The 14,313-nt window shown below is 55.2% G+C and carries 12 protein-coding genes; 8 read left to right on the top strand and 4 right to left on the bottom strand.

Annotated features, from left to right (window positions below; translation table 11 throughout):
• Positions 1-136: 136 nt before the first annotated feature.
• Complete coding sequence (locus tag BLW01_RS16800; RefSeq protein WP_092571840.1) at positions 137-1,270, bottom strand: GGDEF domain-containing protein; 1,134 nt, start codon at positions 1,268-1,270, stop codon at positions 137-139.
• Positions 1,271-1,765: 495 nt separating this feature from the next.
• Between BLW01_RS16800 and trxC the strand changes: the two genes are divergently transcribed.
• Positions 1,766-2,203 carry a thioredoxin TrxC gene (gene trxC, locus BLW01_RS16795; RefSeq protein ID WP_092571838.1) on the top strand — a complete coding sequence of 146 codons (438 nt, stop codon included), beginning with the start codon at positions 1,766-1,768 and terminating at the stop codon, positions 2,201-2,203.
• Positions 2,204-2,411: 208 nt separating this feature from the next.
• Here the strand turns inward: trxC and BLW01_RS16790 are convergent, their stop codons facing one another.
• Positions 2,412-3,053 (bottom strand): DsbA family oxidoreductase, encoded by a 642-nt coding sequence (locus tag BLW01_RS16790; RefSeq protein ID WP_092571836.1) that lies wholly within the window; start codon positions 3,051-3,053, stop codon positions 2,412-2,414.
• A gap of 216 nt (positions 3,054-3,269) precedes the next feature.
• Here BLW01_RS16790 and BLW01_RS16785 point away from each other — a divergent pair, with 216 nt between their 5' ends.
• The 3 genes from BLW01_RS16785 to BLW01_RS16775 all read left to right on the top strand — a co-directional run bounded on the left by BLW01_RS16785 (position 3,270) and on the right by BLW01_RS16775 (position 7,358).
• Positions 3,270-3,602 (top strand): DUF427 domain-containing protein, encoded by a 333-nt coding sequence (locus BLW01_RS16785; RefSeq protein WP_092571834.1) that lies wholly within the window; start codon positions 3,270-3,272, stop codon positions 3,600-3,602.
• Between the two features lie 154 nt (positions 3,603-3,756).
• Positions 3,757-5,685 (top strand): ATP-dependent nuclease, encoded by a 1,929-nt coding sequence (locus BLW01_RS16780; protein ID WP_092571832.1) that lies wholly within the window; start codon positions 3,757-3,759, stop codon positions 5,683-5,685.
• Positions 5,682-7,358: a UvrD-helicase domain-containing protein gene (locus tag BLW01_RS16775; RefSeq protein WP_092571830.1), complete on the top strand. Its 1,677-nt coding sequence runs from the start codon at positions 5,682-5,684 to the stop codon at positions 7,356-7,358. Before BLW01_RS16780 ends, BLW01_RS16775 begins: the two co-directional genes overlap by 4 nt.
• 282 nt (positions 7,359-7,640) lie before the next feature.
• Here BLW01_RS16775 and BLW01_RS16770 read toward each other — a convergent pair whose 3' ends face one another.
• Positions 7,641-8,261, bottom strand: coding sequence for a tyrosine-type recombinase/integrase (locus BLW01_RS16770; RefSeq protein WP_092571829.1), 621 nt, complete (start codon positions 8,259-8,261; stop codon positions 7,641-7,643).
• 271 nt (positions 8,262-8,532) lie between these two features.
• Between BLW01_RS16770 and BLW01_RS16765 the strand changes: the two genes are divergently transcribed.
• The gene (locus BLW01_RS16765; RefSeq protein WP_092571827.1) at positions 8,533-9,270 is read left to right on the top strand and encodes a hypothetical protein; all 738 of its coding nucleotides are present in this window, start codon (positions 8,533-8,535) and stop codon (positions 9,268-9,270) included.
• 160 nt (positions 9,271-9,430) lie between these two features.
• Here BLW01_RS16765 and BLW01_RS16760 read toward each other — a convergent pair whose 3' ends face one another.
• Entirely contained in the window at positions 9,431-10,345 is a 915-nt protein-coding gene (locus BLW01_RS16760) for an alpha/beta fold hydrolase (protein WP_092571825.1), read from the bottom strand.
• A 129-nt stretch (positions 10,346-10,474) separates the two neighbouring features.
• On the opposite strand from BLW01_RS16760, the gene BLW01_RS16755 reads away from it, so the two are divergent.
• From BLW01_RS16755 to BLW01_RS16745, 3 genes are all read left to right on the top strand, one after another.
• Entirely contained in the window at positions 10,475-11,080 is a 606-nt protein-coding gene (locus BLW01_RS16755; protein ID WP_092571823.1) for a CGNR zinc finger domain-containing protein, read from the top strand.
• A 330-nt stretch (positions 11,081-11,410) separates the two neighbouring features.
• Positions 11,411-12,307 (top strand): DMT family transporter, encoded by an 897-nt coding sequence (locus tag BLW01_RS16750; RefSeq protein ID WP_092571821.1) that lies wholly within the window; start codon positions 11,411-11,413, stop codon positions 12,305-12,307.
• Positions 12,308-12,852: 545 nt separating this feature from the next.
• Complete coding sequence (locus BLW01_RS16745) at positions 12,853-14,100, top strand: hypothetical protein (protein WP_139243950.1); 1,248 nt, start codon at positions 12,853-12,855, stop codon at positions 14,098-14,100.
• The last annotated feature ends 213 nt before the right edge of the window (positions 14,101-14,313 follow it).

Below are 14,313 nucleotides of genomic sequence, written 5' to 3'. Positions count from 1 at the left end.
GAAACGGCCCCTGGCTTGCTCCGTGCTCGTCCTCGCTACCCCCGTCACCGCTTCATCCAGCATTTCGTGGCCGCTTTTCACCACAGTGAGGCAGTTCCGTGCGTGGCTGATGCCGGTGTGTACCCGCTCCTTTTCCTCAAGCCTCGTTCGTGCCTTCGTGGCTCATCACGACCCGGTTCCTTCCGCCGTGCTTGCCGGCGTACAGGGCCTGGTCGGCCTGCTGGATCAGGGCGGGTAAGTCAGTCTCTTCATCGAATACCCCGGCGATGCCGATGGTAACGGTCAGACGATGGTCGGGCATTTCCTCCATCGCCGGCAGTTCGGCGACCGTCTTCTGCACGCGTTCCGCGACCATTCGGGCGTCTTTCAGGTGAGTATTCGGCAGGGCCACGATGAACTCTTCGCCGCCGAAGCGCCCGATCATGTCCTGGGGCCTGAGGGATCGCTTGCAGGTCCCCGCGATCGCGGTCAGCACCCGGTCCCCCTGGCTGTGCCCCCAGGTGTCGTTGATGGCCTTGAAGTGGTCCACGTCGATCATGAACAGGCTGAAGGGCGTCTTCTCGAGCTGCGACCGTAGAAGCAGCGCCTCGGCGCGCTTCATGAAATGGCTTCGTCTGTCCAGGCCCGTCAAGGCATCCCGCTCGGCCACCATGCGCAACTGCGTTTCCAGCGATTTTCGGTGAGCGATTTCCTCGACCAGCTGGCGGTTCTGAATGCGCTCTTCCTGCAGCAGCGCGAACTGCTTTCGTTGCAGTTTTTCAAGACGCAGCAAGGCGAAGAACCCCACGGCATTGGTCATGATGAGCAACAGCAATATGCGCAGTGCGACCACGGCAGGAATATCGGCCACCATCATCGCTGAAGCCAGGAAGCCCAGGCTCAAATAGAGGCTGGCGAATGCCACCACGGGGAGCAGGTTGGGAATCAGCAGGTAGAAGGCCATGGTGGCCACCACCACGGCGGTGACCTGTGTCGAGAGGCTTTCGGGGCGCAAGGGAACGATCAGGATGATGCCCGTTGCCAGTATCCAGAGTGGCAAGGCATGCAGCCAGCCCTTGCGTGAACAGTTTCCCCAGCGCCCGATCACGAATGCCAGAGCCAGGCATGAGACGACCACCAGGATTCGCATGGCGAGCAGCAGGTAAAGCTCGGTGCTCACGCCGGTATAGTAGTAGTCCGAAATGGCAAACATGCCAAAGACCAGGGCAGCCACGCTGAGGGCCAGGCAGGTTTCGAGGCGAACTCTGGAATCGATGTCACGGCGATACATCGCTTCCCTGCTTGGCTCGTGAAACTGACCGGTCAGCCAGTTGAGCGAGTATCTCGTTATTGGCGACGACAAAGGCCGACTCTCCCTGTCCTGTATTCAGTGAAAAATGCCATGTCTGTAGTCATGACCTGGCGTCGCCTCGCGAATGCCGGGTATGCGTAGGGGCAGCGGATCGTCTCATCGGAGCTGTTTGCCTTGCCATTGGTTTGCTTCGTCGCAGTGTACCGCTTCTCTGTGCATGGTACGCGGGAGCCTATTCACGGTGCATCCATTGACAGCCTCGTCGGGTTTACCATGGGCTCGATGATGAGCAGGTGACGCGTTACACCGTGCTGCGCGGTTACGCCAGCGGCCAAGCCCCGCCTTCCGCAGCTTACCAAACCATTGAGGCCAGGAGATGGCGAGTTTCATCATGTCGAGAAGGGCGTCTTGGCTTTGCTTTCATGGCGGGCGCCTCCATATTCTCGTCAATGTCATCCTTCCTGGAGCCCTGCCATGACCGACTCCCTGCATGTGGCCTGCCCCCATTGTCTGGCCATCAATCGCGTGACCACGGCGCGGCTGGCCGACGCCTCGCGCTGCGGCAAGTGTAAACGAGCGCTGTTCACCGGCGCACCGCTGGAGCTCACCAGCGCCAACTATGCGGCCTTGGTCGAGCGCAGCGAGCTGCCGGTGGTGGTGGATTTCTGGGCCGACTGGTGCGGACCCTGCAAGATGATGGCGCCGGTCTTCGCCCAGGTGGCTGCCGAACTGGAGCCGCGGATCCGCTTCGCTAAGCTCGACACCCAAGCAGAACCTAACCTGGCCGGGCGCTTCGGCATTCGCAGCATCCCCACGCTGATCGTCTTGAAGGGCGGGCGCGAGATCGCCCGCCAGGCCGGGCTGATGCAGGGAGCGCAACTGAGACGCTGGCTCGAGCCGTACCTCCTCTAGGCTAAAGCACCGTTCCGATACCGCGAGCGATCAGCGTCTACACTGTCGATCTTCGGAAATCAACGGGCGACGCATCAGGGCCTCGCCGAGCTGGAGAAGGCCGTGGCGTCGCTCAGCCAGACGCTAATGGCTTGGGCAGGGTAGGCCGCATCGTTGCTGCTTTCCTTGCCGTGGGAACCAATCTCGAGATCGTCGGGATGCGGGGCCCTCAACGCTTGTCGGTCGTCTCGAGAATCGCCTGGCGCAGTGTCTCGGGTGGTTGGGCACCCGACAGATCGACTGTATCGTCGATGATGAAGGTGGGCACGCCGCTCACACCCAGGCGCCGCGCCTCGTCGAGGCCGGCTCTTACCTCACTGCGGCCCTGGTCGCCCGCCAGGAAGGCGGGGATGTCGATACCCACCAGTCCACCGTCTAGGGCGGCGTTGGCCAGTACCGCGCTGTCACCGATGTCCTGCCCTTCGACGAAGTAGTACCGGAAGAGCGCGTCGACCACGGCCGACTGGAATCCATGTTCCCCGGCGAGCCAGATCAGCCGGTGGGCATTGAAGGTGTTGGGCGTTCGTGTCATGCGCTCGTGGTGAATCTCGAGACCGGCCTGGGTGGCAGCCGCCTCAACCTGGGCGTCGAGAGCCTGGGAGCGCTCCCACGAGCCGAACTTGGCGGTGCGGTAGTCGCGCCGCGACAGCCCCTCGGCGGGCATGTCGGGGTTGAGCTCGAAAGGATGCCAAGCCACCGACACGCCGATTTCCTCGGGCAGTTCGGCCAGGGCGAGATCGAGGTGGCGCTTGCCGATGAAACACCATGGGCAGATGGCATCGGAGATCACGGTGATGTCGACGTGGGACATGGTCGCTGAGCCATTGGGAAGGGTTCACTCGAACTCTAGCATCTCCAGGAGCCATGGTGTGGTTCATCGACGCGGCATGCCTGACCATGGGCCACCGTGTTGAGTGTACTGCCCCGGCCATTCCGTTGATCCAACGCATGGGGCAAAACATCCTTCGGTGCTAGGCTGAACCCAATGACACCATAACGACACAACCCGTACGCAAGGGATGGCACCATGGCACCGGCTTCCTCAGAACCCCGCATCACCCTGAACCCGCACGACCGCCGGGTGCGTGTCGTCATCGATGGCACACCGCTCGCCGACACCACCCGCGCCATCGAGCTCCGAGAACGCGGTTATCCGGCGCGCCAGTACATTCCCCGCGACGACGTACGAATGGACCTGCTGACCCCCTCCGAGACCGTGACTCATTGTCCATTCAAGGGCGACGCCGCGTATTTCTCGTTTGGCGAGCACGCCGATGTGGCGTGGAGTTATGAGCGACCGTTGGAAGGAATGGAGGAGATAGAGGGGAGGCTGGCGTTCTATGAGGAGATAGTGGAATGACGGCTATCGACCCAAAGCGGAAGTTCGATGAGGAAAGGCCGATGACTGCTCCGCAGCGGTTGTTGTCGGTCGGGGTTGTCGGCCAAACGGCCGCTCTTTGGTGCAGATTGACCACTCATCTCCCCATAACGACAAACTCAGGTGAGGACATTTAATGAGGCTTCAAACGATCCGGCTCTCGAACTTCCAGTCATTCGGAGCGGCGCCCACCGAGATCTGGCTGGAGGAGATTACTTATCTCATCGGCCATAACGGCTCAGGCAAGACAGCAGCACTCCAAGCCCTGTGCCGTCTGTTTGCCTTTGAGCCATCACTGCGCCGGATCTTGCGCTCGGATTTTCATGTCCCATTCAACGAGGAAGCACCGCCAGATGAGCGTCAGCTATGGATTGAGGCAGACTTTCTGTTCCCGGAACTCGGCGACGAGGATGACGACGACAATAGTACGGTAGCCCCTCATTTCGGCCACATGCGCCTTGACGAAATCGACGGCACACCGCGAGTGCGTTTCCGCCTCACCGCCACCATGGGCTTGGATGGAGATATAGAAGAAAGCATGGTCTATGTGCTGGACATCAATGCAGATGGCTCGCCGCTGAGCACAGCTCAAGTTCCCCGATCTGAACGCAAGCATATCCACGTTCACTACCTGCCCGCACGCCGTGACCCTGCCGATCACATTGCCTATGGCGCCAATGCATTGCTGGGACGCATGCTGCGTGCGGTGAACTGGGATGCAGAACGAGCCGTTATCAAGGGCCTGACCGACCAAATCAGCGACAGCTTGGCGGCGAATCAATCAATCAACACGTTCAGCAAAAGCTTGAAATCGACATGGAGTACTTTGCACAAGGGAAGCTTCTTTGTCGACCCCAAGCTCACATTTGCTACGTCCGAGATTGAAGCATTGCTGCGACATATGTCGGTATCATTCACGCCGGGCCATGACGAGCAGTTGGTGGACTTCTCGAGACTGAGCGATGGTCAGAAGTCGATGCTGTATCTGTCCCTCGTGCTGTCCTCGCAAGCCATTGGTCGCGCTGTCCTAGCTGAAGATGACGATTCTTTCGACGCAGAAAAACTGCGTCCGCCCGTGTTTACGCTGGTGGCGGTCGAAGAGCCAGAAAACAGCCTCTCTCCGCACTACCTTGGGCGGATCGTCAATGCGCTCAACAAGATGACCAGCGAAGGTGACGCACAAGCACTGATTGCGACCCACGCGCCGACGATGTTGCGGCGCGTCGCTCCGGAACGTATCCGCTATCTACGGCTGACCCGGAATCGAACATCACGCGTCATGCACATTCCACTGCCGGAAAACGGAGACGAAGCACACAAATTTGTGCGTGAGGCCGTACAGGCCTTTCCTGAAGTCTATTTCTCCCGCTTGGTGGTTCTGGGAGAGGGTGATAGTGAAGAAATCGTGTTGCCACGGCTACTTCAGGCCAAAGGGGCTCCGGTTGATGAGTCAGCAGTTTCGATAGCGCCCTTGGGGGGGCGTCATGTCAATCACTTTTGGCGGCTGCTCTCTTCACTGCAGATTCCGTATTTGACACTGTTGGATCTTGATGTGGCTCGTTATGCCGCCGGCTGGGGACGGATCAAATACGTGAATGATCAACTCGTGAAGTTTGAGCCGACAAAAGCGCTCCCTGATGATTGGGATCTACCTAAATGGGATGCAGTCGAAAAACCAGTCCGAACACATCACTATTTTGAAGACGAGAAAAGCGTATTCCTCGAATTGGAGAATCGCGGAGTGTTTTTCTCGGCGCCCATGGATCTCGATTTTTCCATGCTGCTGGCCTACCCGGTTGCCTACGATGCCGAGAAAGAAACGCCCGAAGAGTCAACGATCAAGGCTGTCCTCGGCAAGAACCATCAGGATGCAAGCCAATATAGCGAGGACGAACAGCAACTGTTCAGCACTTATCACCGCAGCTTCAAGCTAGGAAGCAAGCCGGCCGCGCACATTGACGCGCTTGCCAATCTCAGCGATGCAGACCTGCTCGCGAATATTCCCGAATCCTTCGGACGTTTGGCCGATGCCGTCATCGCCAAACTCGAGGAGTTGCCGGAGTGATTGCGGTCGATGCTTGGAAGTCTGCAGATGGGCTGACTCTTGAACCGAATGCACTATTGGCAGCCAAAGAGTGCGCGCGAAGTCTCGCACTTACGGCAGGCCCTGGAGCTGGCAAAACCGAAATGCTTGCGCAACGTGCAGACTTTTTACTGCGCACAGGAACCTGTCGTTATCCCAAACGGATTCTGGCCATCTCGTTTAAGGTTGATGCCAGTAGTAACCTAAAAGAGCGGGTCAAGCGGCGCTGTGGTTCCGAGCTTGCCACGCGGTTTGACAGCTATACCTTTCATGCTTTCGCCAAGCGCATTATCGACCGTTTCCGCCCTGTTCTTACGGGCGAATATGCGCTGGATGCAGGGTACAAGATTGCGGATAGAAAGCCTGCCCCATCACGGACTTTGATCGAATTTTCCGACCTGGTGCCGTTTGCGATCGAGATTCTGCAGCAGTCTGCGGTCGCGCGGAACGCCATCCGTCAAACCTACAGCGACGTCTTCCTCGACGAATTCCAAGACTGCACCAACCTGCAGTACGAGCTACTCAAGCTCGCCTTTCAAGGCACGAGCATTCGCTTAACCGCCGTGGGCGACACTAAACAGAAGATCATGGGCTGGGCAGGAGCCTTGGACGGCATCTTTCCGACTTTCGTTGCCGACTTTGCCGCCGCCCCGCTCAATATGTACCGCAACTTTCGTTCAAAGCCGAGACTGCTTCGCCTGCAAAACGAAATCATTCGCAAGCTTGACCCATCTTCCGTCATGCCTGATGAGCAGCTTGCCGGCGACGAAGGTGAGGTATTCGCCTGGCGCTTCGAAGATAGTCGTCAGGAGGCTGACTACCTCGCTGGCTTGATTGAAGGCTGGATAAGGACCGAGCAGTTGCCACCTGCGGAGATAGCAGTCCTGGTTCGTAATCAGCTCGACCTGTACGCCGATCATCTGATGGCGGCGTTGGAGACACGTGGCCTCCCGTTCCGTAACGAGCAGCATATGCAGGACATTACGGTCGAGCCGGCTGCACGTCTGATCGTGGACTATCTCTCCTGCCTCTACGGCCAGCGCGAGCCAAAAGCCTGGATCCGGCTCATGAATCAACTCATCCCTTTTGCTGATGAAGAGATTCAGTCGAACGCGCGCAAGGACCTTGATCGACTCGTCAAGAAGCAACGAAAAGAGATAGCCATTGCCGAGTTGGTCGATGAGCCCTACTCCGGCTGGTGGGAGTTGGTTCGAGAATTTCTGAAGCAAGTCAGTATCGAAACTCTGGTGTCGCTCTCCCCAGACTACGAGTCACGCGATCGGTTGAAGGAGGTGGTTCGCGATACCAAGGCCAGAATCGAGGAATTGCTAAAGTTGGAGTCTGACTTACCCAAGGCTCTTGAGCGATTCTCAGATGACCAAGCCGTACGAATCCTGACCATCCATAAGAGCAAGGGCCTTGAGTTCGATTCAGTCATCATCATGGCCGTCGACAACGAAATCTTCTTTGGCGATCAGGATGAAAACCGATGCGCCTATTTCGTCGGGGTTTCTCGTGCCAAGAATCGCTTGGTCCTTACGCATGCCGATCAACGGGAGCGCCCAGCGGGACATTCGAGGCGCTGGGATGTGCAACGCACAGCTCAAAATGAATACTTTGGCTATGCCACGCCGTTTTTAAAAAATGAGCAATAGGAAATCAGAGCGATGCTGGAGTCGGGTGATATTCTGCGACTTGGTGTACCTGTCGACAACCGACACCCTAGATCCTTTTCTCCTGCTCCTTCCGCGTTCGGGGGAAGGCATGTGAAGCAGTAGAAATTGACGGTTACGAATGTCGGTTACCTGTTTAGGCGGTCGTTCGGCGTGATCATGACGAACGACCGAGATCAGTCTGAAGCCGTCGCTCAGAAGTTCGCAACGACAGGCAGCTTTTGGCCGGTAGAGGCGGCCCGAATCAGGCCGCCTCTGCTCTTGCTATGCTTCTGTTTGTTCAGCCATCTCCAAAGCATCATCTACCTCTATCCCAAGGTATCGGACAGTACTTTCCAGCTTCGTATGACCCAAGAGCAGTTGAACGGCCCTCAGGTTTTTCGTCCGACGGTATATCAGCGATGCCTTGGTACGGCGCAGCGTATGCGTGCCATAGATAGAAGGATCTAGGCCAATAGAGGTTACCCAAGCTTTGACGATACGAGCATACTGTCGTGTTGACAGGTGCTCTGAGCTACTGAGGCGGCTCGGAAACAAATAGTTCTCGCTTCGAAGCCGGGCGCGCTGAATCCAATCGGCTAAGGCCTCGCGTGTCTGCTCGGTTATCTCAAATTGCACTGGCTGTTGTGTCTTCCGCTGCATTACGATGGACCTTGGTGACACGCGCTCGCCATGAGAAATATCACGGACACGTAAAGTGACCAGGTCGCAGGCCCTCAGCTTGCTATCTATCGCTAGATCAAATAGCGCTAGATCGCGTGTCTTCCCGGCGAGCTGCAGCCGAACACGAATGGCCCAGATATCTTTTAAGCGAAGTGGTGTTTTCTGACCGACCAGCTTGCCTTTGTTCCAGGGCTCTCGAATTGCAGTTGTTGAAGCATTCATGGCATGGTTCTCCACAGGTGGAGAGGAAAGTGTGGCTCAATCCATGCCTAGCGTGGGCCTGACCTCGCTACCATTCGCAGGACGACCCAAAGCCGACATGCCGGCAAAGACTGAATGCTCGTTTATTGGTGTTATATAGCCATGTCGACGAAAATACATCAAAAAATCAATGAGTTTATGTGGCGGCATAAGAATGTTGAACGCGCGCGCTCGTTCAAGTCAATCAACGAGTGCGCTGTCTAATACCTGTTAGGTATACAGTAGGAAATTGATGAGTGAGTTTATAAACAATCCTTGGGTAGTTGGCATTGGCGCCGGCGTGCTAAGCAGCCTAGTCGTTGCGTTGATAACAAGATCGATTTTTTCACGCCGTGATAATCGTGAATATGTTCGACGAGTCGACCAAGCCAATCAGGAAATTTTATATGCAGTGAGGCCTGGCATATCTGAGGGCGTCATTCCAACCAATGATGTGCTACAAAGGCTAGCCACCGCCACGGCGCGCCGATATGGACTAGATCGATCTGCTCTTTATGACCTCAATGATTTTGGTGCCGAGCTTACCAAAGAGGTAATGGATTCAAGTTTTATCTCGGCTGCAACAAAGGAAGAGTTCTGCGAAAAGCTGGCAGTTATACGTGAGGAAATAACGGGTTTTGAGCATAAAGGTGAAGCAGAGGACTATCAGAAGGCAGCACGCTATCGTCGGCAACTGGTTGCGACCATGAGCATGATGGTGGGCATGATGACTGCTGTTGTTGGGTTTGTTACGTCAACAGACTCAGGACCGATTTCCGAGCCTAAACAGCTTCTGTTCTTGGTTATTCCAGCGGTGGTTGCTGTGCTGGCCGCCTTGCTCACGGTCCTCATGAAAGAAAGCAGGCTAAAAATGAAGAGTATGGAAGTCAGCTTTGCGGGTTTGCGTGCAAATTTTGATTCACGGACCGAGAGTGAGCGTGATAAGCCTAACAATGGCAATGCAGCCGACGCTCGTTCCTCGCGCGACTGATTGCAGCGTTATATCAGCATGATCTCAATGTCCGCTCTTGGCCGAAAGCAACCATTCCCAAACACCAACAACCACTCGCCACAACAATACCTTCCTTCCCCACAGCATGCGGGCCTGACCAGCTCTCCGGCCAGGCCCGCTGTCGTGAGGATGATGTGGCTCAGGTCGTGACGCTACGATCCAACAACTCCAGCATGCCCTCTGCGATCTCCTTGCCATGGGTTTCGATGGCGAAGTGGCCGGAGTCGAGGAAACGTACCTCGGCGTTCGGGTTGTCGCGTTTGAACGCTTCGGCACCAGGCGGTATGAAGAATGGATCGTTCTCGCCCCAGATCGCCAGTGTCGGGGGCTGGTAGCGACGGAAGAACTCGTGCAACTGAGTGTACTGCTTGACGTTCTCGCCATAGTCCAGCAGCAGATCCATCTGCGCTTCGACGCCAATACGCTCGATGGCGGCATGGGCCAACTGGTATGTCTCCGGCGGAATCAGCGAGGTGTCGCTGACGCCTTCGATGTACTGCCACTTGATCATCTCGAAGGTGTTGAACCGGCGCAGGGATTCGCGATTCTCAGCGGTCGGCTCGGCCCACGCCTTGCGCATATCTGCCCAACCCTCACTCAAACCCTCTTCGTAGGCGTTGCCGTTCTGACTCACGATCGCGGTGATCTTCTGCGGGTGCTTAACCGCCAGACGCCAACCGACCGGAGCTCCGTAATCAAACACGTACATGGCAAAGCGATCCAGCCCCTTGTCCACGGTGAAGTCATCAATCACCGATGCCAGGTTGTCGAAGGTGTAGTTGAACTCAACACCCGGCAAGACCGTGGTCTGCCCGAAGCCAGGCAGATCAGGAGCGATCACATGATACTTCCTGGCCAGTTGCGGGATCAGGTCGCGAAACATGTACGACGACGCGGCAAACCCGTGCAGCAGCAACACGGCTGGTGCCTCCGGTGACCCGGCTTCGCGATAGAAGACACTGGTGCCCAGGACCTCCATGGTCCTGTAGTGGACCTGCACAGGGGTCTCGGTGCTGTTGGCAGTGGCTGCAGATGGCATTTCTCTTGTGCTCATGGTGTTCCTCGACGTTAAAGCTGGTGTGGGAATCTACATAACCTCTATACTCAACCCAAATAGGTTACTCGAGATTGAGCATGAGCCAGCCCTTGATAACCTGTCAAACTATTTTTTAGAGGTTACGAAATGGCAGATGCAGAAATACCGAGCAACAGCAGCCTGGCCGAGGCGCCAATGGTGGGTGACCATCTCGCGATGGACCTGCTGAATACCGAGGCGCGCGACAACGGCGAGGTCATCGAATACTGGAACAGCGGCGGCGATGTGCTCCATTGGCTGGAGCGGAGTGGTGTCGTTTCGGCGCCGGAGGACGAGGCAATTGATCTTGCAGAGCTGCTCGCCCAGGCGAAAGCACTACGGGCATTGGCGCGTCAGCTCATCGCGCAGCGCAAGGAAGGTCAGTTGGGTGATATCAGCGGCCTGAACGAGCACCTGCACGCCTACTCCAGCGTCCCGCACCTGGAACGCGATGACGAAGGCAACCTGGTGTTGACCCGTACGGCGTGCGGTGAGCCGATCGCATCCCTCCTTGGCCCGGTCGCCGAGTCGGTGGCGCAGTTACTGGTGGAAGGTAACTTCACCCTCGTCAAACAGTGCGATCACCCTGACTGCATCCTGTGGTTCTATGACCGTACCAAGGCACGCAAGCGGCGCTGGTGCAGCATGGCCCTGTGCGGTAACCGCTACAAGGCGGCCCAGTTCAGGAAAAGAACCAGCGGCGCAGCGCCCTGAATCACAATGTCGGCGTTGATCGGCTCGCCGCCAGCGGAAGATCGGCTTCTGGCCACCAGCAGGAATTGAATATCAGGATTCAATGGATGATGGTGACTTCAGGAGGTGTGGAGCAGTATGGGAGGGTATAAGCGGATAGGTATGAGTGGCTATGCATAAATGGATAGATATGCAGAGGCATGCGCGTGTCGCAGAAGTCTTTCGGGCTGACGTGAAGAGAACAGCCCTCCTCCACCGGGGGCCATATCCTGGCAGGCAAGCTGTTAACACCCTCATGATCACCCACGGCTAAACATCGGGCCATCACGCACCACAGCAGGAGCACCTTGAATGTTCTTCTCCCTACATGGCCACGGACGCGGCCTGGCGATGGCGGCCGCAGGCGTCACGGTCCTGAGCTTCGACAGCCTGCTGGTTCGGCTGGCAGCGACAGATGGATGGAACGTCATCTTCTGGCGAGGTGCCCTGATGGCGCTATCGCTTGGCTTGCTGTGCCTCGGTGGGCGCCGGTTGGCAACGCTACGTGAGAATCCCGGCGTTGCACTCTTCTCTGCAATAACGCTGGGTATCACCTCCAGCCTGTTTGTCCTCGCAGTCATGAACACCAAGGTCGCCAATGTGGTGGTCATCCTGAGTGCCGCCCCCCTGTTTGCTGCCATCTTCACGCGTTGCTTTCTGCATGAGACGGTAGCCATGCGAACCTGGCTGGCAATCGTGGCGGCCATGGCCGGCATGTTGATCGTCTTCTCGGGTTCTCTATCCGGCGAAGGCTTGCTCGGCGATATCTATGCGGTGATCGCAGCGGCCGCCGTCGGGGGCAACCTCACCCTCCTGCGCCGCCACCCCAACCTGGACAGAATTCCCCTCATCGCCATAGGGGGCGGACTATCGGCATTGATTGCCTTGCCGATGGCAACGCCACTGGCCCTGACAACACAAAGCTACGGCGTCCTGGCACTGATGGGTCTATTGCAGATGCCATTGGCCACCGCACTGATCGATAACGCGACCCGCTATCTGCCATCGGCGGAAGTTGCCCTGTTCTATTTGATTGAGGCCGTGTTCGGCACCCTGTGGGTCTGGTGGTGGTTGGATGAGCAGCCACCTCAAGCGACGCTGCTCGGCGGTTCCCTGATCCTGTTGACGCTCTTCGTCAATGCCTGGCTGGGCCTACGCAGCTCAACCCGCCGAATGGCTCAGCCTACCGGCGAGTGCCGCAGTCCATAGCGGTCAATTCGCCCGTCCGGAAGCAGCTTTTGCCATTGCGCCTCCCCGGAGGCGCATATTGCCACCGCGAGTCACGAAACCCACCGATGAATAGCGACCCAGCCTGACAAAGGGACTCCTCCCCCATGGCATCGAGGCTATTCCCATAGGTGATGGGGTAAGCCATCCAACGGATCGATAACACAGGCCAAAGCCGCTCCATCGGCTGGGAGTAAGTGCCTGCATACAGTGCATCGCTCTCCAACTCTGGAGCAGTCTCCCCACCACCCTTTTCAACGCCATCTCGACCAGCCTCGTTGACTACGGGTTGACGAAAAAACTGTGCCGAAAAAGTGGGCATAAGCATTATTGTCTGCTAAAAGAGACATAATGGATAAATTTTGTAACGTTGATGCCGGTTTGGGATCTGGAGGAGCTGCATCGTTATGGTTTGCTTGGATGGCTACTTTCGACCCAAAGCGGACACGAAGAATTTCTCAATTCCGCTGCATGGTTTCCTGAAACTGTTGATTAATTATTGTACCAAGTTTGAGGATTTGAAAAGCATGGAAAAAGAAAAAACATACAACTTGCCATTGCAAACGCTTCCATCACTAGAGTACTCCCATCACTTTCAGGACCTAGTGGAACTTAATGAATACCTCTCTTTAAAAGGGATAAGATTAAAAAATACAAGGATTGAGAGGTATTTAGACTATTTTTCTTTGGTTTTGGAGGAAGACTCAGATCCTTGGAGAGTATTTAAAAATTCTTTGACAGGACCGTTTGAAAGCCCATTAGATTGGGAGCTTTATGTATTGCGGGAAGTTCACGAGCTTATGTGGATATTGAGGGGGTTGAAATGCAAAGAGCCTTTAGGTGGTGATGAGAAGTTGGAGCTCATGATAGGCGGAAGTGACTTTGCCGCACTAGATAAAGACTCCGACTCTAGGAATGCTCAGTTTGAGCTTAGGATCGCTAGTTATTTTTTGCAATATGGTTGCCATGTTGATCTTACTACCGAAACTGATGTTATTGCTGTTTCCAAAAAAGAAGCCTTTTATATTGAATGCAAGAGAATTGCCAGCAGTAAACAATTGAGCAAAAGAATAAGAGATGCTGAAGTTCAGCTGCAAAAAAGAATGCCCGCAAAACGTGATGGGAGGAACGTCTTTGGCTGCGTTGCTGCTGATGTAACTAAAGTTGCGTACAAACATAATGGTTTAACATTTGCTTTTACTAGTGATCATGCTAAAGATACGATCCAAAAGGATTTAAAAAAAGTGGTTAGCCACTTGGAGGCTAAGTCAGACTTCGGAATGAAGAAGAGGATTTTTAATTATTGGTTTCAAATTCATATCCCCTCGTTAGTTTCTCATCCTACATCAGTGAGCACTAGGTTTTCTTCATTCCACAAGCTTAAAGAACGTGCGAATAGAAAGGAAATTAGGGCCGCTAAGAATTTTTGTGAGATCTTTGAGACTGCTTCACTAAATCCTGATAGAAGAGAGATACCGCCTCGGCAGCTTAAGCCTCGGACTAGATACCATATCCCGGCAGGGGCTGTTTACTCATTTGACGACAATGTGGTTTATAGTGTGTTTAAAGAAAAAGAAAGTAAAAAATGGCCAATGGAGACGAGGTTGGCAGTCTTGGAAGTTGGAGACGATGTTCATCACTTTCACGTTGCTGATTTAGAGATGGTACTGCCTGAAATTAAAAAATCCATACATGAGAATGGATACGAGAAACTAGAAGAGATCGCCTTGGTTATGATAGCTATTATGTTTGCACAAAGGTTTCCGTATGAGTAAGTTTTTTAAACTTTTAGGCATAGAAAGAAATCAAAATACTTAATTTTTTACGAAAATACTGTAGTTTGTGTGGACTGCAGCAGCGGATCTAGATCTAAGTTGGCAGTTAACGACCCAGTGAAGTGACCCCCTCCATAGCTGCACAGGGTATAGTGCAGTCATCAGGAGGACAGGATGAGCGACGACAACCCCATCAAACGATGGACCGCGAAG

This window comes from Aidingimonas halophila (genome assembly GCF_900106955.1).
Lineage (GTDB): Bacteria > Pseudomonadota > Gammaproteobacteria > Pseudomonadales > Halomonadaceae > Aidingimonas > Aidingimonas halophila.
The sequence above is the reverse complement of the archived record's forward strand: the minus strand, read 5'-3'. Positions and strand labels throughout refer to the sequence as shown.